Source organism: Mesorhizobium neociceri (assembly GCF_013520985.1).
Classification (GTDB): Bacteria; Pseudomonadota; Alphaproteobacteria; order Rhizobiales; family Rhizobiaceae; genus Mesorhizobium; species Mesorhizobium neociceri.
Genome location: NZ_JACDTY010000008.1, coordinates 117,844 through 139,160, shown reverse-complemented (window position 1 = coordinate 139,160; position 21,317 = coordinate 117,844). Strand labels below are relative to the sequence as shown.

The 21,317-nt window shown below is 63.9% G+C and carries 22 protein-coding genes; 6 read left to right on the top strand and 16 right to left on the bottom strand.

Translation table 11 applies throughout. The annotated features are described in order from the left end of the window. Position 1 precedes the first annotated feature (1 nt). From H0241_RS17930 to H0241_RS17920, 3 genes are all read right to left on the bottom strand, one after another. Entirely contained in the window at positions 2-739 is a 738-nt protein-coding gene (locus H0241_RS17930; protein ID WP_181058984.1) for a nucleotidyl transferase AbiEii/AbiGii toxin family protein, read from the bottom strand. Between the two features lie 64 nt (positions 740-803). Then, on the bottom strand, positions 804-1,031 hold the full coding sequence (locus tag H0241_RS17925) for a hypothetical protein (protein ID WP_181058983.1): 228 nt from the start codon (positions 1,029-1,031) through the stop codon (positions 804-806). A 54-nt stretch (positions 1,032-1,085) separates the two neighbouring features. Continuing rightward, the gene (locus tag H0241_RS17920; protein ID WP_181058982.1) at positions 1,086-2,417 is read right to left on the bottom strand and encodes a dihydroorotase; all 1,332 of its coding nucleotides are present in this window, start codon (positions 2,415-2,417) and stop codon (positions 1,086-1,088) included. An 82-nt stretch (positions 2,418-2,499) separates the two neighbouring features. Here H0241_RS17920 and ygfZ point away from each other — a divergent pair, with 82 nt between their 5' ends. The 3 genes from ygfZ to H0241_RS17905 all read left to right on the top strand — a co-directional run bounded on the left by ygfZ (position 2,500) and on the right by H0241_RS17905 (position 6,204). Continuing rightward, on the top strand, positions 2,500-3,360 hold the full coding sequence (gene ygfZ / locus H0241_RS17915; RefSeq protein ID WP_181058981.1) for a CAF17-like 4Fe-4S cluster assembly/insertion protein YgfZ: 861 nt from the start codon (positions 2,500-2,502) through the stop codon (positions 3,358-3,360). Continuing rightward, entirely contained in the window at positions 3,360-3,998 is a 639-nt protein-coding gene (locus H0241_RS17910) for an HD domain-containing protein (protein WP_181058980.1), read from the top strand. The genes ygfZ and H0241_RS17910 overlap by 1 nt, the downstream gene beginning before the upstream one ends. A gap of 67 nt (positions 3,999-4,065) precedes the next feature. Continuing rightward, entirely contained in the window at positions 4,066-6,204 is a 2,139-nt protein-coding gene (locus tag H0241_RS17905; RefSeq protein WP_181058979.1) for a putative bifunctional diguanylate cyclase/phosphodiesterase, read from the top strand. On the opposite strand, the gene H0241_RS17900 is transcribed toward H0241_RS17905, so the two are convergent. After that, a complete protein-coding gene (locus H0241_RS17900) occupies positions 6,161-7,021 on the bottom strand; it encodes an AraC family transcriptional regulator (protein ID WP_328824729.1) in 861 nt (286 codons plus the stop codon). The genes H0241_RS17905 and H0241_RS17900 overlap by 44 nt on opposite strands. Positions 7,022-7,112: 91 nt before the next feature. Between H0241_RS17900 and H0241_RS17895 the strand changes: the two genes are divergently transcribed. After that, positions 7,113-8,303 (top strand): amidohydrolase, encoded by a 1,191-nt coding sequence (locus H0241_RS17895; protein ID WP_181058978.1) that lies wholly within the window; start codon positions 7,113-7,115, stop codon positions 8,301-8,303. A 9-nt stretch (positions 8,304-8,312) separates the two neighbouring features. Here H0241_RS17895 and H0241_RS17890 read toward each other — a convergent pair whose 3' ends face one another. Further along, entirely contained in the window at positions 8,313-9,230 is a 918-nt protein-coding gene (locus H0241_RS17890) for a fatty acid desaturase family protein (protein ID WP_181058977.1), read from the bottom strand. Between the two features lie 86 nt (positions 9,231-9,316). Here H0241_RS17890 and H0241_RS17885 point away from each other — a divergent pair, with 86 nt between their 5' ends. Then, complete coding sequence (locus H0241_RS17885) at positions 9,317-10,222, top strand: LysR substrate-binding domain-containing protein (RefSeq protein ID WP_181058976.1); 906 nt, start codon at positions 9,317-9,319, stop codon at positions 10,220-10,222. 39 nt (positions 10,223-10,261) lie between these two features. Here H0241_RS17885 and H0241_RS17880 read toward each other — a convergent pair whose 3' ends face one another. The 8 genes from H0241_RS17880 to H0241_RS17845 all read right to left on the bottom strand — a co-directional run bounded on the left by H0241_RS17880 (position 10,262) and on the right by H0241_RS17845 (position 18,270). Continuing rightward, positions 10,262-10,534, bottom strand: coding sequence for a DUF3303 domain-containing protein (locus H0241_RS17880; RefSeq protein ID WP_181058975.1), 273 nt, complete (start codon positions 10,532-10,534; stop codon positions 10,262-10,264). Between the two features lie 11 nt (positions 10,535-10,545). Further along, the gene (locus H0241_RS17875; protein WP_181058974.1) at positions 10,546-12,009 is read right to left on the bottom strand and encodes a RimK family protein; all 1,464 of its coding nucleotides are present in this window, start codon (positions 12,007-12,009) and stop codon (positions 10,546-10,548) included. A gap of 5 nt (positions 12,010-12,014) precedes the next feature. Beyond that, positions 12,015-13,112, bottom strand: a complete 1,098-nt coding sequence (locus H0241_RS17870) for a peptidase C39 family protein (RefSeq protein WP_181058973.1) — start codon at positions 13,110-13,112, stop codon at positions 12,015-12,017. Between the two features lie 205 nt (positions 13,113-13,317). Then, positions 13,318-14,109 (bottom strand): anti-sigma factor family protein, encoded by a 792-nt coding sequence (locus H0241_RS17865; RefSeq protein WP_181058972.1) that lies wholly within the window; start codon positions 14,107-14,109, stop codon positions 13,318-13,320. Continuing rightward, entirely contained in the window at positions 14,106-14,624 is a 519-nt protein-coding gene (locus H0241_RS17860; protein ID WP_112560736.1) for an RNA polymerase sigma factor, read from the bottom strand. Before H0241_RS17860 ends, H0241_RS17865 begins: the two co-directional genes overlap by 4 nt. A 162-nt stretch (positions 14,625-14,786) precedes the next feature. Next, a complete protein-coding gene (locus H0241_RS17855) occupies positions 14,787-15,206 on the bottom strand; it encodes a type II toxin-antitoxin system VapC family toxin (RefSeq protein ID WP_210284984.1) in 420 nt (139 codons plus the stop codon). Then, positions 15,203-15,445, bottom strand: a complete 243-nt coding sequence (locus tag H0241_RS17850; RefSeq protein WP_181058970.1) for a type II toxin-antitoxin system VapB family antitoxin — start codon at positions 15,443-15,445, stop codon at positions 15,203-15,205. Before H0241_RS17850 ends, H0241_RS17855 begins: the two co-directional genes overlap by 4 nt. A 47-nt stretch (positions 15,446-15,492) precedes the next feature. Then, positions 15,493-18,270 (bottom strand): DUF2339 domain-containing protein, encoded by a 2,778-nt coding sequence (locus tag H0241_RS17845; RefSeq protein ID WP_181058969.1) that lies wholly within the window; start codon positions 18,268-18,270, stop codon positions 15,493-15,495. A gap of 247 nt (positions 18,271-18,517) precedes the next feature. Here H0241_RS17845 and H0241_RS17840 point away from each other — a divergent pair, with 247 nt between their 5' ends. Beyond that, positions 18,518-18,982, top strand: a complete 465-nt coding sequence (locus H0241_RS17840; protein WP_181058968.1) for an NUDIX domain-containing protein — start codon at positions 18,518-18,520, stop codon at positions 18,980-18,982. Between the two features lie 32 nt (positions 18,983-19,014). Here the strand turns inward: H0241_RS17840 and H0241_RS17835 are convergent, their stop codons facing one another. The 3 genes from H0241_RS17835 to H0241_RS17825 all read right to left on the bottom strand — a co-directional run bounded on the left by H0241_RS17835 (position 19,015) and on the right by H0241_RS17825 (position 21,314). Continuing rightward, positions 19,015-19,533, bottom strand: coding sequence for a PaaI family thioesterase (locus H0241_RS17835; protein ID WP_181058967.1), 519 nt, complete (start codon positions 19,531-19,533; stop codon positions 19,015-19,017). 7 nt (positions 19,534-19,540) lie between these two features. Continuing rightward, positions 19,541-20,317: a DNA repair protein RecO gene (gene recO, locus H0241_RS17830; protein ID WP_181058966.1), complete on the bottom strand. Its 777-nt coding sequence runs from the start codon at positions 20,315-20,317 to the stop codon at positions 19,541-19,543. Positions 20,318-20,420: 103 nt separating this feature from the next. After that, positions 20,421-21,314, bottom strand: a complete 894-nt coding sequence (locus H0241_RS17825) for an aminoglycoside phosphotransferase family protein (RefSeq protein ID WP_181058965.1) — start codon at positions 21,312-21,314, stop codon at positions 20,421-20,423. Between the last annotated feature and the right edge of the window lie 3 nt (positions 21,315-21,317).

Here is a 21,317-nt window from a genome sequence, read left to right as displayed (position 1 = left end):
CCTATTGGCCAGTGTTGGAAGGCTCCCCCCCACTACCCGCGTCTGGCCAGATGCGGATGCATTCGTTTCGAAGAGCTGAAATCGCTTCGACTGCCGCGTCAGGATCCATTTGTAAGATATCGGCCGCATGGCGTAGTTCGTCCTTGTCCCGCAGCCGGTTTACCACCCAAGCCACCTTGCGCTCTATATCCAGGCCATAGGCCGCCTGTGCCTTGCGAAGAGCATCGCTCGGGATTTCCTTATAGACACTAACCAGCACTCCAAGATCGATGGCATCGCGATATGCGATCGCGCGATCCTGGCACCGATCGGCATTGGCCAACAACTTCTCGGCAAACATATCCGTCGGAACCAGGGCGGATACATTCAGATCGTCGTCGAACCGGCCTTGCAGTTTGATGCGACCTTCGCGGATGACTTCGAACTTGATCGTTTGGCCTTTCAATCGCACAATCGTCCTCAAGCCATATTGATCGATCTGGAAGTCTCGAACGGCCTCAATCGGCTCGGGAAAGAAGGCCCTGACACCACGCTCGGCTGCAGAGGTCCGCAATTCGCGATAGCCATCGCTGTCGGCACACAGGAAGTCCACATCCAGTGAGCGGCGGTATTCCCCGAATTTCATGACAATAGCCGTCCCCCCGCCGAACCAACATTGGTTTACGGTCAGGAAACGCCGATCCATCAATCCGAGCGCTTCGGCAATGATCTGGTGCTCGGGCCTCTTGAATTCCTTCATAACGCTCGCGCTATGTCCTGTTGATATTCTGGCTGCGAGGGAAAGATCAGGAGAAGAACCGAGTTCAGCCAGCGGTCAAAAGCACGCCATGACCGAATTTGTCTGCCAGACTTTGGATAAGCAGTTTTTCACGCATGGTAAGGCGCTTTTGATCGACAAACCGCCAATTGCGCTCGTACAGCGCAAATGCCTCTTCGGCTGGAATCGGACGTGCCACGTCGCGGTTCCAGGCTATCGCCTGAAGCTCCGGAAACTCCGCGGGGACAATCATGGGCGTGATATCTGCGTTCATAGCGCCCTTAACGTAGTGGATAGTGCTTAAAAAATCCAACGCGGTAAGAAACCGCTAAGCCGGCAGCGCCTCGGAAAACGCCACTGCCCTGCCCTGCCCGGGCGTGACGATCTCGCCGTCCCACATGATGCGCTGTCCGCGCACGACCGTGCCGACCGGCCACCCCGTCACCTCTTTACCGTCATACGGCGTCCAGCCGGCCCTGGAGCCGGCCTGCGCATTGGTGATGGTTTCACGACGCTTCATATCGACGATGGTGAAATCGGCGTCGTAGCCGGCGGCGATACGGCCTTTTCTCGCCATGCCGAAAATGCGCTGCGGGCCGTGGCTGGAGAGGTCGACGAAGCGCTGCAGGGTCAGCCGGCCGCCATTGACGTGGTCGAGCATGATCGGCACCAGCGTCTGCACCCCGGTCATCCCCGACGGCGAGGCCGGATAGGGCTTTGCCTTCTCGGCCAGCGTGTGCGGGGCGTGGTCGGAGCCCAGCACATCGACGATGCCTTGCGCAATGCCGTGCCAGACGCCGTCGCGGTGGTGGGCCGCCCGCACCGGCGGGTTCATCTGGATCAACGTGCCCAGCCGCGCATAGTCGTCGGCGGCGAGCGTCAGATGATGCGGCGTCGCCTCGCAGGTGGCGACATCCTTGTGCTGTTCGAGGAAGATGATTTCCTCGGCGGTGGATATGTGCAGGACATGGATGCGGGCGCGGGTATTTCGCGCGATGCGGACCAAGCGTTCTGTGCAACGCAAGGCAGCGATCTCGTCGCGCCAGACGGGGTGCGAAGACGGATCGCCCTCGACGCGCAGGCCGAGACGCTCGCGCAACCGGAACTCATCCTCCGAGTGGAAGGCGGCGCGGCGGCGGGTGTTTCTCAGGATCGAAGCGACACCCTCGTCGTCCTCAACCAGCAGGTCGCCGGTGGAGGAACCCATGAACACTTTTATGCCGGCGGCACCGGGCAGCCGCTCGAGTTCGCCGACATCATTGGCGTTCTCGCGCGTGCCACCGACCCAGAAGGCGAAGTCGCAATGCATGCGGTCGGTGGCGCGCTGTATCTTGTCGGCGAGCGCCGCTTCGCTGGTGGTCAGCGGATTGGTGTTGGGCATTTCGAACACGGCGGTGACGCCGCCCAGCACAGCCGCGCGCGAACCCGTCTCCAGATCTTCCTTGTGCTCCAGCCCCGGCTCGCGGAAATGCACCTGGCTGTCGACGACACCCGGCAGGATGTGCAGGCCGCGGCAGTCGATCGTTTCGCCGGCCGAGGCCTGGCGAAGATCGCCAATGGCCGCGATGCGACCGTCCCTGATGCCGACGTCGCGGGCGCCCTCGCCGTCATGGTTGACCACCGTGCCGCCTGTCAGGATGAGGTCGAAGGTGATGGCCATGGGCGTTCGGTCTCTTGCGGGGGGAGTATCAGCGGCTTACGTAATGACCGACTGTTTTGCAAGATCAGGTTCTTTGCCGCCCATGCCCTTTGCCCCGCTCGACAACCGCGCCCTCATTGCCGTGTCAGGCCCGGATGCCGAGCATTTTTTGCAGAACATCCTCACCACCGACCTCGATACGCTGGGCGCCGCAGAGGCAAAGCCCGGCGCAATGCTTTCGCCGCAAGGCAAGATCCTGTTCGACTTCCTGATCTCGCGCAGCGGCGAGAATGGCTTCCGCTTGGAATGCCGCGTCGATGTCGCCGACGATTTCCTGCGCCGGCTCACGCTTTACAAGCTGCGCGCCAAGGTCGAGATTGCCAAGCAGGATCAAATGCTTGTGACGGTTGCGTGGGGACCCGATTCAACCGCCTCACAAACTGATTCAACTGACGTTTCCGATGCACGCTTCAGCCAGTTGTCCGTCAGGCGCAGTTATGGCGGTACGCCAGCGGGCGGCGACCCCGCAGCGTGGCAAGCGCTCCGCATAGCCCACGGCATTGCCGAGAGTGGTTTCGACTATCAGCTCGGCGACGCCTTTCCGCATGACGTGCTGCTCGACGAGACCGGCGGGGTCGGGTTCAAGAAGGGCTGCTATGTCGGCCAGGAAGTGGTCTCGCGCATGCAGCATCGCGGCACCGCCAGACGGCGCGTGCTGATCGTTTCAGCCGACCATGCCTTGCCCGCACCGGGCACGGAGCTGACCGTCGCCGGACGGCCGGTCGGCACGCTCGGCTCGACTGAAGGCACGAGCGGCCTAGCCATTGCCCGCATCGACCGGGTCAAGGCGGCGCTCGACGCCGGCCAGGCGATCCTGGCGGGTGACGTCGCTGTTTCGCTCACTATTCCCTCCTGGGCAAAGTTCAGCTTTCCCAGGGAAGCGGTCGGCGCGGAGGACGCCTGATGGCCGCCGACCGTGTCGGTGCGCCGCCGCGCGCGTGGCAGCGCATGCTGTCGGGACGACGGCTCGACCTGCTCGACCCCTCGCCGCTCGATATCGAAATCTCCGACATCGCTCATGGGCTTGCCCGCGTCGCCCGCTGGAACGGCCAGACGCGCGGCGATCACGCCTTTTCGGTTGCCCAGCATTCGCTGCTGGTCGAGGCGCTTTTTGGCGAATTGCAGCCGGACGCCTCGGCCAACGCGCGGCTGGCGGCGCTGCTGCACGACGCGCCGGAATATGTCATCGGCGACATGATCTCGCCGTTCAAATCGGTGATGGGCGGCTCCTACAAGGACTGTGAGTTGAGGCTGCAGCACGCCATCCACCAACGCTTTTCGCTGCCGGCCGAACTCGGCGTCGGCCTTCGCAAGGAGATCAAGCGCGCCGACCAGATCGCTGCTTACTACGAGGCGACGCTGCTCGCCGGCTTTTCGACCGCGGAGGCAACCGAGTTCTTCGGCCGACCGCGCGGCTTCAATGCCGACCGCTTCGATTTCACCCCGCGCTCGGTGACCTCGGCGCAGGCAGCCTTTCTCAAGCGCTATGCGACGATCGAAAAGCAGCGCCAGGCAGCGGTTGCCGTGCCTTCAGCCGGGTGAACATACGCTAAATTAACCAGCGGCACCCACAGTACCGGGTTTCGATCACGGTCAGCAGGTACGCCTCATGTCCGTTGCGCACGTCAAGGGTGGTTCGCCCGTCCGCAGACGGGGAGCCGGAGGCGTCGCCCCGTCACGGCAGATCGCAGACGAATTGCGCCACCAGAACGAGCGCTTTTCGGCGGCCGTCGAGAACATGTCGCATGGCCTGTGCATGTTCGATGCCGACGAGCGGATGATCATCTGCAACGGCAACTATCTCAGCATCTTCTCCCTCGATGCGAAGATCGTGCGGCCCGGCATCCCGTTCCTGGATATCCTCCAACACAGCGTCGACATCGGTGTCGCCTCGCAGAGCGCCCAAGACCTCTACGCCATCCGCAAGCCCTATATCGAGCGCGCGCAAGCCTCGACCTACGAGGAAATACTGTCAGACGGCCGTATCGTTTCCATCACCCACCGACCGCTGGCCTCGGGCGGCTGGGTGTCGATCTATGAGGACATTACGGAGCAAAGGCGGGCCCAGCAGGAACTGAAGGAGCAGCACCGCCGCTTCGATGCGGCGCTCGCCAACATGTCGCAAGGCCTGCTGATGTATGACGCGGACGGCACGCTGATCGTGCGCAACCAGCGCTTCTTCGACCTCTACAACGTCACGCCCAGCGACTTCCCGCTCGGCATGAGCCATCGCCACCTGCTCGAGCAGCTGGTTCGCCTGCGCATCTATCCGTCGATAGATATTGACGGCGAGATCTCCAAGACCAGGGCCAGCCTGCAGGCCGGCGAAACGCGTTCTACAAACCGTAGCCTTGCCGATGGCCGAACGTTGCTGATTGCGCGCCGGCCGCTTGCCGGCGGCGGCTGGGTGGCGACCTTCGAAGACATCACCGAGCGCCGGCGCGCCGAAGAGCGCATGAGCCACCTTGCCCATTACGACACGCTGACCGACCTGCCCAACCGCTCGATGTTCCGCGAGCGGCTCGACCAGGCGCTTGGCGAAACCGCTGCTACTCCGTTGGCGATCTTCTCGCTCGACCTCGATCGCTTCAAGGCCGTCAACGACACCTGGGGGCACCCGGCCGGCGATTGGCTTTTGAAATGCGTGGCTCAGCGGCTGCGGCACAGTTTGCGCAGCGACACCGATGTGGTCGCCCGCCTCGGCGGCGACGAGTTCGCCATCCTGCAGTTCAATCCCAAAGGTGCTGCGGACGCGGAAAAACTGGCAAAGCGCATCGTCTCCGTCGTCAGCCAGCCGTTTCGCGACAAGGGTCGCGACATGCATGTCGGCATCAGCCTCGGTATCGCCCTCTACCCCGATGACGGCAAGGACGCCGACACGCTTTTGAAGAACGCCGACATGGCGCTCTATAGGGGCAAGAGCGAAGGCCGCAACGTCTACCGTTTTTTCGATCCCGGCATGGATGCCATGGTGCGGGCGCGCCGGGCGCTCGAAACCGATCTCGAGACGGCACTGAAGCGGCAGGAATTCGTCCTGGATTTCCAGCCGATCACCAACATCGCGTCGGGCGAAATCGTTGGCGCCGAAGCCTTGATGCGGTGGAATTCGCCGACGCGCGGCCTGGTGGCGCCCGACGATTTCATCGCGGCAGCCGAAGACAGCGGGCTGATCGTTCCGCTGGGCGAATGGGCGCTGAAACAGGCCTGCAGCGTGGCCGCCGGCTGGCCACCTGGAATGCGCATCGCCGTCAACGTCTCGGCCGTGCAGATCAAAAGCGCCGACTTTGCCCGCAGCGTGATTTCGGCGCTGGCCGTTTCCGGCGTGCCGGCCTGGCGGCTTGAGCTGGAGATCACCGAAACCGTGCTGATGGATGAGAGCGAGACAGTGCTGAAGACGCTGAGGCAGCTGCGCGAACTCGGCATCCGCATCGCACTGGACGATTTCGGCACCGGCTATTCGTCGCTCGGCTATCTCAGGCGTTTTCCCGTCGACAAGATCAAGATCGACCGCTCGTTCATCCATGATATCGACAACAAGGATACGGCGGCGATCGTGCGCTCGATCATCGGGCTTGGTGCCGAACTTGGCATCACCGTCACCGCCGAAGGCGTCGAGACCGAAGCGCAGCTAGGCATATTGCGCAAGGCAGGCTGCGTCGAGGCGCAGGGCTTTCTGATCGGCGTGCCATCAAAGGCGGCTGACATCAATCGGCTGCTGAAGACGAGGGCAGCGTCCCGGCCCGCCTGAACATGCCCGGTGTCATTCCATGCGCGGCGCGGAAGGTGCGTGAGAGATGGCTCTGGTCGGAGAAGCCGGCCGCAAAGGCGGCGTCGGCGAGGTTTGAGCCTTGGCGGATCAGGAGATCGGCGCGGCGCAGCCTGCGGTCGCGGATGAAGGCAGCGGGAGTGAGACCCAGCACTTTCTTGAAATCCCGGATGACCTGAAAGCGTGTCACGCCTGCGGCTTCGGCGAGCCGCTGCAGGTCGAGGTCCGAAGTCAGCCTGTCCTCGATGAGCTGTTCATAGACCCGGAGCCTGTTTTTCGATCCGAAGCTTTCGACCGCTTCGCGCCGCCGGCCGCCCCAGTCGCCGTGACGCAGGATGAGCTTGCGCAGGGCGATGAGCATGGATGTCTCGGCGCTTGTGACATCGCCTGATGTCGAGCTTTGGTGTGCCGCGGCCACCGCCTGGACGAGGTCGGCATCATCGACGATCGCTTGTGAAAACAGTGGCGCACGATCCTGCCCGAGTTCTGCAGCGATCGCGCCCATGAGTGAGGCGGAGGGATAGAAGGTGCGGTAGCCCCAACCCTGCTCGGCACCCGCCTCGCCATCATGCCATATCTCCGGATTGACGAGGAGGACCGTGCCCGTCGGGGCGACGACGGTCTCGTTGCCGATGCGGACGCGCTCGCAGCCTTGCGTGATCAGGGCAACGACATAGGTCGGGTGCGTGTGCAACTGGTAGCGATGCCGCGTGAAGCGCGCCTTGAGCATGCCAAGGTCGCGAAAGCGCGGATGACGCCAGAACTGCGTTGTCTCCTGCGGCTGTTGAATTCCCGACACGGTCAATCCTGTTCAAGACGCTGCCGGCGCAAACCCCTTAGGTGCTGGCATCGACAAGGCCGAATTTACGACGGCCGGCAAGGAGAGCGCAATGCCGCACAACGACCCCGTCGCCGCCCTCACCCCGCAGGTGGTGGACTGGCGGCGCCACATCCACGCCAATCCCGAGCTTGGTTTCAGCGAGTATGAGACCGCGCGCTTCGTCGTCGACAAGCTGCGCGCCTTCGGGCTCGATGAAATCCATGAAGGTATAGGCGGCACTGGCGTGGTCGGCGTCCTCAGGGGACGGCCGGGCGCGCGGGCGATCGGGCTTCGGGCCGAACTCGATGCCTTGCCTGTGCTGGAAAAGACGAGATTGCCATATGCGTCGAAAGAAGACGGCGTGATGCATGCCTGCGGCCATGACGGCCACACCGCGATGCTGCTCGGCGCCGCCAAGCTGCTCGCCGATAGCAGAGCCTTCGACGGCACGGTCTACTTCATCTTCCAGCCGGCGGAAGAAAACGAAGGCGGCAGCATGCGGATGATCGAGGACCGGCTGTTCGAGCGCTTTCCGGTCGAAGCCGTCTACGCCGTCCACAACTGGCCGGGGCTGCCGCTCGGAAAGATCGCGGTCCGTGCCGGCGCGATGATGGCGGCCGTCGACACTTTCGAGTTGAGTTTCGAGGGAACCGGCGCACATGCCGCCATGCCGCAGCTGGGCGACGACCCGGTGCTCGCGGCCAGCGCCTTCGTCCAGACCGTGCAGCGCGTCGTCAGCCGCTCGGTCGATCCGCAGACGGCGCTGGTCGTCTCGATCACGCAGATCCATGGCGGCAATGTCGGCAACATCGTCCCGGGCAAGGTCTGGCTGCAGGGAACCTGCCGCTTCTTCGAGCCCGCTCTGTCGGACCATTGCGAAAGACTGATCGGGGAGATCGCGGAGGGTATCGCTGCGGCGCACAGCCTGACCTGCAAGCTCGCCTATCGGAAAGGCTATCCGCCGCTGGTCAACACGTCAGTCGCGACAGAACAGGCCGTCGATGCTGCCACCGCTGTCTTCGGCCGCGAACAGGTCGAGACCGCATTCAACCCGAGCCTCGGCTGCGAGGATTTTGCCTATATGGTCCGCGAAGCCGGCGGCTGCTACGCGTGGATCGGCGCCGGCGCGGTCGGGCCGGGCGAAGGCCTGCACGGCGACCGCTACGTCTTCAACGACGCCATCGTTCCCACCGTGCTCCGCTACTTCGTCACGCTCGTCGAACAGACGCTGGCTGGCGAGCCAGCCAAGACTGACGTTTGAGTACTGCCGTCAGCGCAGGGTCTCGATGTACTTTTCGTGGAAGCTGACATAGCCGGGCTCGACCACTTTGAGATGGCGCTCGATCAGCTGGTGGAACGCCGGCAGCTGGTGAAATGGCACGCCGGGATAGGCGTGGTGCTCGGCGTGGTACGGCATGTTCCAGGCGACCTTGCGCACCAGCCAGTTGGTCAGCGTGGTGCGGGTGTTTTCCAGCATGTTGGCGACGAGCGGGCAGCGGCCATGTTCGGCCAGCAGATAGAGCCTGAGGAAGGGCTGGCCGAGCAGCGCCGGCACGACCCAGACATAGAGCAGCACCGTCGCCTTGAACCAGAGCGCTAGTGCGGCGACTACGACGTAGAAGGCGATCATGGCGCGGGCTTCGGTCCGCACCTTGGGCAGACCCTTTGGCGGCACGTAGCCGTCGCGGCAGCCGCCGGTCGCATTGGTGTAGAGCGTCCGCAAATGCCCCCACCACACCGGCAGACCAGAGACGTGGACGATGTATTGCCGCACCGTCTCCGGCTTCGGGAAGGCAAGCTCCGGGTCATTGTCGGGATCCTGGGTGAAGCGGTGATGGGCGAAATGGAAGTAGCGGAACCAGTCGGCCGGCAGCGCGATCGCCAGACTGCAGACCCTTGCCACGGCATCGTTGAGCCACTGCGTCTCGAAGGCCGTCCTGTGCACCGTCTCATGCAGCAGCGTGAACAGGAAGACGATAAGAATGCCTTGCGGCAGCATCAGCACTGGCCAGTATGGCACCTTGGCCGCAATCAGCGCGCCGATAACGATGATCCCGCCGAGATGGAAGGCGAGTTGGATCAGTCCCGGCCCGTCCGATTTGCCGGTCAGGCGGCTGCGCTGCTCATTGGTCAGCGACGCGATCACGTCGCGATGGTCTCTGGGTTCGGTCTGGGCTGATACGGTCATGGCGCCACGCTACTCCAACAAGAAACCTTTCGAAAAACGAGGATTTCTATAAAATAGATAAGCTGAACTTATTTATCAGAGCACCAATGGCTGCACTTCCATCCCTAAGAGGACTTCAAGCCTTCGAGGCAGCTGCCCGCTCCGGGAGCTTTGCCGCGGCGGCGGAGGAGCTATCGATTTCGGCGGCCGCCGTCAGCCAGCTCATCCGCACGGTCGAGGAGCAGATGGGCCGCAAGCTGTTCCATCGCGTCAACCGCCGCGTCGTGCTGACCGAAGCCGGCGTCGAGATGCTGCCGAGGCTGACCTTGGCCTTCCAGGAGATCGGCAGCATCGCGCGCGGCGGCGATGCCTTCCGCCCGCGCCTTGTCATATCGGTTCCGCCGTCGATGGCGATGGGCTGGCTTTCGAAGCGTCTCGCCGGCTTTGTCGCCAGCCACGGCGCCGTAGACATCTCCTTACGCGGCGATGACGACCCGGTGCCGTTCGACCGTGAACTGATCGACCTCAGGCTTTCCTTCGGACCGCACTATCGCGAACACCCGACCGAGGACATTGTCCGGGACGCCGTCTATCCCGTCTGCGCGCCTGGGCTTGCGGCAACGATCAAACCCGAAAGCTTGGTCCGCATGCCGCTGATCCACACCGACTGGGGACCGACCGGCGCGTCGTTTCCGTCGTGGCGCAACTGGTTCGAGGCCGCCGCCATCGAGCCCGGCCGGGCCGTTCAGCGCGGCCTGTCGGCAAACTCGTCGCGGGCAGCGCTCGACCTAGCCATTTCAGGGTTGGGCGTGGCGCTGGCGCAAGGCATCTATTGCGCTAAGGCACTGGAAGACGGCCGGCTGGTCCGGCCGAACGCTTTATCGATCGCGCTGCGCCAACCCTATTGCCTGACGATCCCGGAGCGCAGCGCAAGGCGCGACGTGGTGGCGGCATTTCGCGATTGGCTGATCGAGGAATGCCGGCGGTCGGTGGCTTCGCCGGCTCTGCGATGATGGCCTGCGGCGCTCAGAGATGGGCGGCGAATGCCCCATTCAGAGATGGCTGGCCAATGCGGCCACCATGTCCTTGTTCGTCGCCACGGGAACGATCTCGAACTCCACAAGGTCAGACCATTCGATGACCCAGCGCTGCAGCAGCGTCACGTCATCGGCCTCGACCAGAAGGAAGCAGCGGCTCATATCCGCCGCGATCCAGGAGTGGTGGACGACAAGCTCGTCCGGCTTCAGGCGGCCGCGCTCGCCGAAGCGGCGATAAATCTCCTTGCGATCGCAGCCGGTGAAATCCTCGATGACGATGAACTGCATTTTTCCCCCAGTTACCGTCCGGGACGGTCGAGCCGCTCCAGGAACCATTGCGTCAGCCGCACCCAGACCTCGTCCTTCTCGCCGGAATCCTCCCAGCCATGGTCGAGATTGGGGTTGTCGTTGACCTCGATGACGAAGACGCCATCCTTGGTTTCCTTGAGGTCGACGCCGTAAAGTCCGTCGCCGATGCAGCGCGCCGCCTTCACCGCCGTCTCGACGACATGAGGAGGCGTCTCTTTCAGCGTGAAGGTCTTGATGCCGCCCTGATCGGGCTTGCCGCTGGCCTTGTGGTTGACGATCTGCCAGTGCTTTTTGGCCATCAGATAATGCACGGCGAACAGCGGCTGGCCGCCGAGTACGCCGACGCGCCAGTCATATTCGGTCGGGATGAATTTCTGCGCGATCAGGAGATCGGAATCCTCCAGCCATTCGGTTGCGAGTGTCTTCAGTTCCTCGAAGTTGCCGCATTTCTTGACGCCGCGCGAGAACGATGAATCCGGGATCTTCAGCACCAGCGGAAAGCCCAGCGTCTGCGCCGCCAGTTCGAGGTCCGTGGTGCCGGCAATCATCACCGTCGGCGGCACCGGCACCTTGTTGTAGGCCATCAGTTCGTTGAGATAGACCTTGTTGGTGCAGCGGATCATCGACAGCGGGTCGTCGATCACCGGCATGCCTTCCTGCTGGGCGCGGCGCGCGAAGCGGTAGGTATGGTTGGAGATCGAGGTGGTCTCGCGGATGAACAACGCGTCGTAATTGGCGAGCTTGGCCAGGTCCTTCCTGGTGATCGGCTCGATTTCGACGCCCATTTTTTCGGCGATCTTGGCCCAGTAGCGCAGCGACGAAATCTCCGACGGCGGCAATTCCTCATGCGGATCGACCAGCGTGGCGAAGGTGTAGCGCGCCGGTGTGCGGCCCTTGGTGTCACGCCACTCGCGGTTGGTGTAGGTCTCCAGGGCCTGCACGAAGAGGGCTTCTTCCTCCTCGGTCATCCTGGCCAGTGGCAGGAAGCCGATCTTGCGGATCGAAGCCCATTCGGCGCTGTCCTTGATGTGGACCTCGAGCGCCGGGGCGCGGAACCAGTCGAACAACAGCTTGGCGAAGCGGTCCCAGATCTTCGACGGGCCGATGCCGAAGAAGATGCAGACTTTTTGCGGAAAGACGCCGCCGAAATCCTTGCGGCATTTGTTGAGCGCCAGCTCCAGTTCCGGCAGCGCGTGCTCGTAGAGCTTGCGCTCCGACAGGTCGATCATCGTCTCGACCGTCGGGATGACCTTGTGGCCGCGCGAACCGGCGAGCAGCGAGGCATAGTAGCCACGGCTCTGGTAGGCGTAATTGTTCGACAGGTTGATGACCTTCGGCTGCTGGCCGCGAAACAGCGCCGGATGCGCAAGATAATCACGGTTGGTGATGATCTTGTGCGGCGTCGCGGCCTGGTCGAGATCGTTCTGACGGCCGGTGAGGATGACCCAGGTCATTGTTGTCAGCGTTTCCCAAGAGTGATGGCAGCACGCAGTCCGTCGCGGCCGAATTGCGCCATGTTCATGAAGATGCCGTGGGGGACGGGAATGTTGGCGGCATCGAGGATGGTCTCCTGTCTTTCGTCCTCGACCCAGGGATCGTGGATCAGGATGTGGTCGCCGTCGTCGCCGATGGCCAGCACCCAATGCGGCACCTTCTTGCCGAACATCAGGAAGCCGCTGATCAGCACCAGCACAAGTTTTCCCTGAGCCAGCGCGCCACGGATGTCGTCGATGGCGAATGGACGGTAATTCACCGGGATGCCGTATTGTTCCGCGCGGCGGCGAAAGTCGACCTGGGCGAGTTCCATCACCCGGCGCTTGTCCTCGCTGCGCACCGACTGCAGGAACAGCGCGCCGTAGAAGGACACGAAGATTTCCGCCGCAAGCCCGTTTTCGTGGCCGGCCACCGCAAGGCCGAACGGCTCGCAGCCGCCGGGGCCGGACATCATGAACACGGTTGTCGCCTCACGCCACAGGCGGATTTCCATGACCGGATCGGGTGCGAAGCCGGAATCGAAATTGGCCATCGCCATCATCAGGCAGCAGGGGCCGCAGGTGAATTCGCAGGTCTGCTGGTAGAACGGCACTTTGGTGGCAACCGGGATATCGCCGCGCAAGGTCTTTTCGTAGCGCAGCGCCGTCTCGCCGTCCTCGTAGTAGTGCGGTTCGCGGCCGATCTTGCGGTAGCCGCTCTGCTCATAGATGCGGATGGCGCGCAGATTGTCCTCGCGCACTTCGAGACGCAGCATCATGCGGTCGTGCTCGAAGGCGGCCTCTTCGGCAGCTGCAAGCAGCATGCGGCCAATGCCGAGGCCGCCGAAAAACGGGCCGGTGGCAAGCGAGTAGAGCCGGGCGACGCCGCTACCCTTGCGAAACAGCACCACGGCGTAGCCGGCAACGCGGCCATCGCTTTCGGCGACCAGCATCTCGGCGGTGTCGCGTTCGATCAACAGGCGAAAGGAGCGCCGGGAAATGCGGTCACTGGAAAAAACCGCCTTCTCGATGGCGGCGAGGTCATCGACGTCGGACGCGCGGGCCTTGCGAATCTCGGCAGGCATGCGGGTTCAGAAAACCTCGATTGAGTGGGTGGAAAGCCCCGGTCGAACACGTCGCAAACATCAGCCGAAACGCCGATGTCAGCCAAGCGCTATCGCACCTTGAATAGGGCCGAATTGTGACAGTTCCGCCGCGAGTGGCGGGCGATGGGGGCGGCACCGCGAAGTGCGCCGCCGCCCCGGTGCATGACGCGAAAACGGAATGCGCTCAACTGGCGAGACCCGCCAGAAGCTGACCGTAGGCGCGCTTGGCGACTGCGGCCAGCTGCTCGCGCGGCAGCGAGCCGACGACGGCGCAGGCATAGCCCTTGTCCAGCCAGTAGACCGCCTCGGGACCGTCGGCGTCGGCCATATAGGTGCCCTTGGACTTGGCTGAGGAATCAGCGGTGACGAACAGGGAGATGCGCTGGCCCTTGGCGTCCTCGTAAAGCAGCATCGCGGCCTTGCCCTGGCCGGCAGGCAGCAACCGGCCGCCAACCAGTTGGAAGCCTTCCGCCACCAGATCCGGCGCCACCAGTTTCAGGCCGACGCGGTTGGACAGCCAGGTCTGCAGATGATCCTTGTCGCTGGCAGGCACTTCCACAGCATGGCGTTGTTCGGCGGCATAGATGACATGGGCGGCGATAGCCTCCTCGGCCAGCTGGTCGTCTGCCCCGTCATCCCTGCCGATACCGTCGATGCCGGCAAAATAGCCGCCAAGACCGCCGGCGACGAGAACCGTGGCCGCCGCGGCCGCAAGCCACCAGCGCGAGTGCCGAGCCGCTACTTTGGTCGCGCCTTCGCCGCGCACGATCTGCTTGAACAGCATCGGCACCGGCTCGTCGAGCACACCGGCAAAGGCAGCGCGCAGCGCAGCGCGGTCGGCGGTATAGCGGGCGCTTTTCGCTTTCATTTCGGGATTGGCGTCGATCCAGGCGTCATAGGCGGCGCGCTCATCGCTCGGCAGTTCGCCGTCGAGGGCCATGTGGATGTCGCGTTCGGAAAAATCGCGGCGGGTCATTTCTCGACGATCCTTATCGAGCGGCGGCGCGCCGTGTCGTCGAGCAGGCTGCGCAGCTCCTCGCGCCCGCGCGCTATGCGCGACATCAGCGTGCCGGCGGGCACGCCGAGAATGTTGGCGGCCTCGGCATAGGAAAATCCTTCGATGGCGACCATGACGAGAGCGGCGCGGCGATCGGGGCTGATCGCTTGCAGCGCGTCGATGATCTCGCGCGAGGCGGCGTTCTCCGCCTGCTCGGCGGGGACTGCCTGCGCCTCGTTTGCGTCAAGCGGCAGGATCGCCGCCTCGCCGCGCCGGTTCACCTTGCGCATCTGGTCGATGAACAAATGATGCATGATCGTAAACAGCCACCTCCGGGGGCTTTCTCCTGTCTGCCAGCTCTCGAGCCGCAAGAGCGCCCGTTCGAGGCAATCCTGGACGAGATCGTCGGCGGAATCGCGGTCGCGCAGAAGCGAGCGTGCGTAGCGACGCAGGCGCGGTATTTCACCAAGGATTGCTGCCTTCTTTTCGTCCATGACCGCTGGTTCTGAGGTCGCCCTTGTTTAACTCGATTGAACGCGCCTTCCCGGCGCGGCGCAAGCAGCCAGCGCGAAGCGGTCTGCCGCCCCGGTCACCCAAGCAGTGAGATAACGAGGTGATCGGCCAAATTATTCCCGGCAATCAACAAGAAAGCCGAATTATCCCAAATCGGTCAGCGCGAAATCATTGCCCTTGTAGAGCAGCGGGAGATCGCGGCGTTTCGCACAGGCATAAGCGAAACAGTCGCCAAGATTCAGATCCGCTTGGTGCCCAACGGCTTTGCCGTAACGGGCGCTGGCATCGATGGCCCGAGAGCCGATGTCGTCGTCGATGGTCACATTCTCTCCGTCAATCTCCACAATGAATCGATCAACCAGATCGCGAGCATGGAGAAGGGCCTCGGCAGTGGGTTTGCGCGACCCCGCGCCGGCACGCGCCAGTGCCTGTGTTGCTTCGAAGCGCACCAACGGAGAAACGCAGAGCAAGCCGGAAAAGCCGGAAATCCGCTTGATCAATTCCTCCCAACCCGGCTCCTGGTTGAGAATGGCGACGATCACCGACGCGTCGACAAACATCAGTCTTCCCACATCTCGTCGGTGAATTTCTTCATATCGAAATCGGGATTGGGCAGGCCAATCTTCCTGGCCTCGGCCTGCAACCTGGCAATCCGGTCGCGCAGCGGCACCTTCGTGCGATTGCGTTCGAGTTCGTGCACGAGTGCGATGCGCACCGCCTCCGTTTTGCTCGGAGCGTTCGTCTCGCGCTGCAATCTGCTGGCCAGCGCATCCACTTCGTCGTCACGTATATAGAGCGGCATGGAATATCCTCCGGTGGATATTCCAATATCCTATTTTGCATATTCCTTCAAGATGGTGTGCTGCCTTCCCTCGCCGCCCGTGTCAGCAGCCGCTGGTAGAACAGGCCGATGCCGATCAGCACCGCACCCAGGCCGATGAAGGACAATGCCCTGAGCACGCCTTCCAGCTCCGACATATCGAACAGGAAGACCTTCACCACGGCAATCGCGATCAGCGCCGCCGAGGCAATGCGCAGCACTTGCGATTTCAGCCAGACACCAGCGGTGAGCAGCACGACGCCGATGACCAGCCAGAGCGCCGAATACGTGTAGGTCTCGAGCTGGCCGAGGCCGCTCCACAGGCCGATGAACTCGCCCTTGAACACACGCCTGACCGACAGTGTGGCGTAGGCGAAGACAAGCAATGCCGCGACCACCGCCAGCATCTGCGCATACCATGGCGGCCGCTTGTCCCTGGCATAGAGCGCCAGCCCGCCGGCGGCGATGGCCGGCAGCAGGTAGGCCAGGAACAACAGGTTGAACACCGGGATCTGGCCGGTCGATTCGTCGGTGAACAACGGGTTCAGCGCCAGGAAATGCTGGAAGGCGATGAAGGCGACCGAAACCACGCCGGCGGCCATCGAGCCGTAGCGCAGCACCGAGCTTGGCGAGCGCATGTCGATGGCGACCAATATGGCGCCGGCACCGATGGCGATCAGCGTATAGATGGCCTGTTCGGCAAGCGTGACGGTGCCGGTGTCGATGACGCCGCCATGCATGGCGTGGCGCACCAGCATGGCGACGGTGAGCAGCGCGAACAGGGCTGCACCAGCTTCCATGGCAAGGCGCGGCCGACCATTGCCAGTTATTGGTAGTGCGCGGGTGGTGCGGGCGAGCTGCCAGGCGGCGAATCCGAAGGCCAGCGCCGGCACGCCGTATCCCGGCAGCAGCCAGTTGAATACCGGCGTCGTCGTCAGAAATTCGGCGCCGACGATGGTCGGATCGAAGGCGACGCGGCCAAGCACGGCGACAACCGCGCCGACCGAGATCCAGCCGAGCACCGGATAGGAGCGCCAGCGTGTCGCCAGCGCCGGCACGATGGCGGCAACGCCGGCAAGAATGGTCGTCCAGCCGGAACCGAAGGCCATATGCAGCATCAGGAGGCCGGCCAGAGCCGAGCCGCCAAGCGCGAAGGAGACGGCGATGTCGCCCTTCAGCGGCGGCTGTTCGGCCCGCGCGATCCATTCGCCGCCAGCGGCGAAGACGACGACCAGAAGGGCAGCGACCGCGGCATAGGCAAGGTCGCGGTCGAGATTGCCGTAGGCAAGCCACAGCGTCAGCAGGATGACCAGCGGCGCGGCGACACCCCATGCCGCCCAGCATGCCGCGCGGACCTGCGCGGTGGCGGCGAAGCGGCGCGCGGCCCAGAAACCGGCGCCGATGAAGACCAGGCCGAGGCCAATGCCGAGGCGCAGCGTCAAGGGATTTCCGGCCGCCACCGGCATGCCGTCAAAGCCTATATTTCCCTGGGATATGTCCGAGCCGATGGTGGCGGGCGGAATGATGCCGAGATAGATCATCACGCTCACCACACCGGCGGCGTGCAGCAGCGGCAGCGCGCGCGGCCGGTAGAGTGCGGTGGCGACAAGGGCGACGAGGACGAACGCGCCCGGCAAGGCGCCGCCGGCGGCGACCAGTGTCGTGTCGACGGACAGGCCCAGCGCCGAAAACGCAACGAAAACGCCCGGCACGACCGAGGGCCAGTCGAAGCCGTTTTTTGCAGTTTCCGCTTCGCCGCCACGACTGACCAGCCAGACAAAGGCAAGCACCGCCAGCGTCACCGCATCAATGAACAGGATGACGGCAAGGTCGGCGGCGCCGGGCGCGTTCATCATGTACGCGATGGTCCAGGCGCCGGTGCCGAAGAAGGCCGCCGCGACCAGGAATTTCCAGTCGCGCATGCGGGCGATCACCGCGCTGGCGGCAAGCACGATGGCGAGATAGATGAACAGCGCCCATGGGTTGGGCGCCTGCGAGGACACAAGTGCCGGCGTGGCCATGGAGCCGACAAGGCCGATGCCGGCCAGCGCCTGGCCGTGGACGAGAGCGGCGACAATCGTCGCCACGCCGATGGCGCCGAGCACGGTGAAGGCGAAGGCCGGGCCGACGAAGCCGTAAACGGCATGGGCCGCATAGACCGTGCCGAACAGGATGAAGGCGCCGGCGGCCGTCAGGATCGCCGGGATGTAGGCGCCAGCCACCCCTTCCACCGGAACCTTGAAGCCGGTGCGGCGAATGAACTCGCCGCCGCCGATCAGCACCAGACCGAGCAATGCTGCGAGGGCCAGCCGTACTTCAGGCCCGAAAATACCGGCCTCGATGGTGTAGCGGATCAGGAACAGGCCGCCCAAGGCCAGCGCGATGCCGCCGACCCAGACCGCCCATCGTGTGCCGAGCGCCGTTTCGACCTCGGACTGGCGGGCTGCTTTCGCTGCGGCAGCCGGCGCGGATCCGGTCAACGCCGCCTTGGCAGCTGCCGACAGTTCCGGCACGGCCTCGCTGGTTACCGCTTCGGGCGCCGCGGCCGGTGCCTGCGCCGCTTCGGCTGCTGTTGGCGAAGCTATGTCGGCAATCGCTGCGGTGGCCTGAGCCGCGTCCGCCGGCACGCTGTCGTTCGCAGCCTGCTCGACCGGTTTGGCAGCGGGCGCGGCTACATTCACACCGGACAGAACCAGGCTGCGCAGCGCGCCGAGTTCGCGTTCGATCAGGCCGATGCGGCCCTGCTGGCGCAAGACGAGGACGAACAGCACGACAACGACGACAGCGCCAATCAGGCTCTCAAACAAGGCGGTTCCCCCAAACCAGGCCAGTTTTCACTGACAATTGCGGCGGCCACACGGCCACCCCAGACGGCTATTCAAGTCACGCCACCGCAATTGGTGACCGGAGAGAAATCATCGAGCATGTTTCGTCGGCAAATTCCAGCGGCCCACAGTCGTTATCCTCACCCATCATCTGAGATGGTAAGGAATGCGCGCCACCGCCACTTGCCAGGGACCATGTTATTCTCAGGTGAACTCCAGGGAAAATCAAATGCCTAAAAGAAGCGCGGGACTGCTGATCCACCGGACAAAGGCCGGCATTCTCGAATTTCTGCTGGTTCATCCCGGCGGTCCCTTCTGGGCAAGGAAGGACGAAGGCGCCTGGTCTATCCCCAAGGGCCTCATCGAAGAGAACGAGGATGAGCTGGCGGCAGCCCGGCGCGAGGCCGGAGAGGAACTCGGCATCGTGATCGAAGGCAGTTTCGAGCCTGTCGGCAGCTACCGGCAAGCCGGCGGCAAGATCGTCATCGCCTGGAGTGTCGAAGCCGATGTCGACGCCAATGCCGTCAAAAGCAACATGTTCACCATGGAGTGGCCGCCACGGTCGGGCGCGATGAAGGAATTTCCCGAAGTCGACAGAGCCGGCTGGTTTTCATTGGCTGAAGCCAGCCTCAAGATCCTCAGCGGTCAGCGCGCCATCCTCGATGATTTCATGGGCAGTCACAAAGTCGATTAGGCGCTACGTCGCCCTCCTGTCGGGCGGTGAACCTAGCGCGCAGCCAGATTGGCTGCTGGGAAGATCGAGCATGTCTCAGTGCCGAAGGCCAGCAATTTGCCCTGCGCATCCTTCAGCGTCGCTTCGGACACCGCCAGCGTGCGGCCCTTGTGGACGATCTTGCCCTCGCAGACCACTTCACCGGTCTTCGGCGTGATCGGCCGCGTAAAGTTCACCTTGAACTCGGCCGTCGTATAGGCCTCGCCCTTATCGAGCAGCGTCTGCACCGCGCAGGCCAATGCCGAATCCAGCAGCGTTGCCGCCCAGCCTCCATGCACGCCGCCTAGCGGGTTAAGATGCCGCTCGCTCGGCACGCCGCGAAACACCGCGCGGCCTTCCGAGACTTCGGTCAGCGTAAAATTCAGCTGGAAGGAGATAGGCGGCGCCGGATATTTGCCGTCGATGATGCGCTGCAAAAGTTCGAGGCCGCTGTATTCGAGGAGGTCGCCAAGCGGAATGGTGCCGAGGCCAAGCGGCGACACCCGGCCGGGATAAAGTTCGACTTCTCTCATGAGATTCTCACGTCGTGATTTCTGGGAAGGCGCCTGCTGTTGCGGCGGCCTTGCTGCCCGAATGATGCTTGCGCAAGGCGGCGAGGAAGCCGGCACGGGCGTCGGGCTGTTCGATGCCGCGCGGCTCGTAGACATGGCGGGTGAAGAAGAAACCGGTCAGCCGGAAGGCATCCTCGAGTGCCGCCTGATCGGCGCGCAGGCCGGAGCCCCGCTGCAGGAAGGCCGGCAGCGCCAGCATCTTGTCGCGCCACGGCGCGCCGGCCTGGCGCGACACCGCGCGGCCGGATTTCGGTGAGACATAGGCCAAATCCTGCCGGACGCCGGTGGCCGCGCACTGGCTGAGATCGAGGCCGAAGCCGAGCTCGTCGAGGATGAGCAGTTCGAAGCGCGCCACCAGTTCACCGGCGGCATCGGCATCGTCGAGATGGGCAATCATCACGGCCAGCGTCTCGTAGAGACCGCCATGGGCGTCGCGCTCCGGCAGGAGCCTCAGATGCGCGGCCATGGTCTGCAGGCCGTAGACAGCGACCGCGCTGTCCATCAGCCGGGCGGCGTTCATCTCGATCGCCTCGGCCTGGAAGGTGCCGAGATGCTCGTCGAGGCGGGCCCGCCACAACAGGTCGACGCGGTTGCCGGGCTGCAGCACCGGCTGCTGCTTGCGCGAGCGGCCGCCGCGCACCAGGCCGAGATGGCGGCCATGCGCGCGCGTCATCACCTCGAGGATGGCGCTGGTTTCGCCATGCTTGCGGGTGCCGAGAATGATTCCCTCGTCGCGCCATTCCATGGCGAGAGCTTGTCACCGGTTGCGTGGCGAAATCAAGATTTTGGCGCGCCGCGTGCGATCTGTGCTGACATTGGACCCCCGACACGTCGTCGAAACGCTATGATCACGTGAATTTCCTGTGGTCGGCCAGCACGTCGTCGATGACGCGGCGAGATCTTTCAGCCTCGGCCTGGTTGGCGTCGTGCCCGGCAACGGTGATCAGCGCCTTCCACAGCGTCCAGCCGCGGCCGCGCGCCCAGGTCGCTTCATCGACGTCGATGGCGGCACGGAATGCCTCCCTGGTTTCGCCTTCGAAGAACGTCCAGGCAATCGCCAGATCGCAGGATGGATCGCCGATGCCGGAGGTGCCGAAGTCGATGACGGCGCTCAGCCGGCCGTCTTCGACCAGAAGGTTGCCCCAGGCGACGTCGCCGTGGAACCAGACGGGTGAGCCATGCCAGGCGGCGGCGACGGCCGCGTCCCAGACCGTGGTGGCCGCCTCGGTGTCGATCCGGCCGCTCAACGCGGCGATGGCCTGCCTTGCCTCGCCGTCATAGACGGTCAGCGGCCCGCCACGAAAGAAATTGTGCTGCCCCGGAGCCGGCCCGCCCACCGGATCGATCCGCCGGAGCGCAACCAGGAAATCGGCCAACGCGACCGCGAACTGACGAAGGTCGGCGATTTCAGTGGTCTTGGCTGTCTCGCCTTCGATCCAGCGATAGACTGACCAATGCCAGGGGTAGCCCTCCCCCGGCTCGCCCATGGCGAGCGGAACCGGGATGGGCAGCGGCAGAAGCGGCGCCAGCCTGGGCAGCCAGCGACGTTCCTTTTCGACCTGCAGCGCATACGGCGCCGCACTCGGCAGGCGCACTGTCATCTCCTCGCCGAGATGGAAGGTACGGTTGTCCCAGCCGCCCGATACCACCGGACTCACCGGCAGATGCCGCCATTGCGGGAACTGCACGTTGATCAGCCGTCGCACGAGTTCGGTATCGATCGTCAGTTTTGGGTCATGCATGTC

Bases quoted from the DNA above. Each gene is read 5' to 3' on its own strand.
- H0241_RS17835 (WP_181058967.1), bottom strand. From the start codon at position 19,533: ATGAGAGAAGTCGAACTTTATCCCGGCCGGGTGTCGCCGCTTGGCCTC.
- H0241_RS17860 (WP_112560736.1), bottom strand. From the start codon at position 14,624: ATGGACGAAAAGAAGGCAGCAATCCTTGGTGAAATACCGCGCCTGCGT.
- H0241_RS17930 (WP_181058984.1), bottom strand. From the start codon at position 739: ATGAAGGAATTCAAGAGGCCCGAGCACCAGATCATTGCCGAAGCGCTC.
- H0241_RS17865 (WP_181058972.1), bottom strand. From the start codon at position 14,109: ATGACCCGCCGCGATTTTTCCGAACGCGACATCCACATGGCCCTCGAC.
- H0241_RS17905 (WP_181058979.1), top strand. From the start codon at position 4,066: ATGTCCGTTGCGCACGTCAAGGGTGGTTCGCCCGTCCGCAGACGGGGA.
- H0241_RS17910 (WP_181058980.1), top strand. From the start codon at position 3,360: ATGGCCGCCGACCGTGTCGGTGCGCCGCCGCGCGCGTGGCAGCGCATG.
- H0241_RS17880 (WP_181058975.1), bottom strand. From the start codon at position 10,534: ATGCAGTTCATCGTCATCGAGGATTTCACCGGCTGCGATCGCAAGGAG.
- H0241_RS17825 (WP_181058965.1), bottom strand. From the start codon at position 21,314: ATGCATGACCCAAAACTGACGATCGATACCGAACTCGTGCGACGGCTG.
- H0241_RS17895 (WP_181058978.1), top strand. From the start codon at position 7,113: ATGCCGCACAACGACCCCGTCGCCGCCCTCACCCCGCAGGTGGTGGAC.
- H0241_RS17840 (WP_181058968.1), top strand. From the start codon at position 18,518: ATGCCTAAAAGAAGCGCGGGACTGCTGATCCACCGGACAAAGGCCGGC.
- H0241_RS17920 (WP_181058982.1), bottom strand. From the start codon at position 2,417: ATGGCCATCACCTTCGACCTCATCCTGACAGGCGGCACGGTGGTCAAC.
- H0241_RS17885 (WP_181058976.1), top strand. From the start codon at position 9,317: ATGGCTGCACTTCCATCCCTAAGAGGACTTCAAGCCTTCGAGGCAGCT.
- H0241_RS17890 (WP_181058977.1), bottom strand. From the start codon at position 9,230: ATGACCGTATCAGCCCAGACCGAACCCAGAGACCATCGCGACGTGATC.
- H0241_RS17925 (WP_181058983.1), bottom strand. From the start codon at position 1,031: ATGAACGCAGATATCACGCCCATGATTGTCCCCGCGGAGTTTCCGGAG.
- recO (WP_181058966.1), bottom strand. From the start codon at position 20,317: ATGGAATGGCGCGACGAGGGAATCATTCTCGGCACCCGCAAGCATGGC.
- ygfZ (WP_181058981.1), top strand. From the start codon at position 2,500: ATGCCCTTTGCCCCGCTCGACAACCGCGCCCTCATTGCCGTGTCAGGC.
- H0241_RS17875 (WP_181058974.1), bottom strand. From the start codon at position 12,009: ATGACCTGGGTCATCCTCACCGGCCGTCAGAACGATCTCGACCAGGCC.
- H0241_RS17870 (WP_181058973.1), bottom strand. From the start codon at position 13,112: ATGCCTGCCGAGATTCGCAAGGCCCGCGCGTCCGACGTCGATGACCTC.
- H0241_RS17850 (WP_181058970.1), bottom strand. From the start codon at position 15,445: ATGCCGCTCTATATACGTGACGACGAAGTGGATGCGCTGGCCAGCAGA.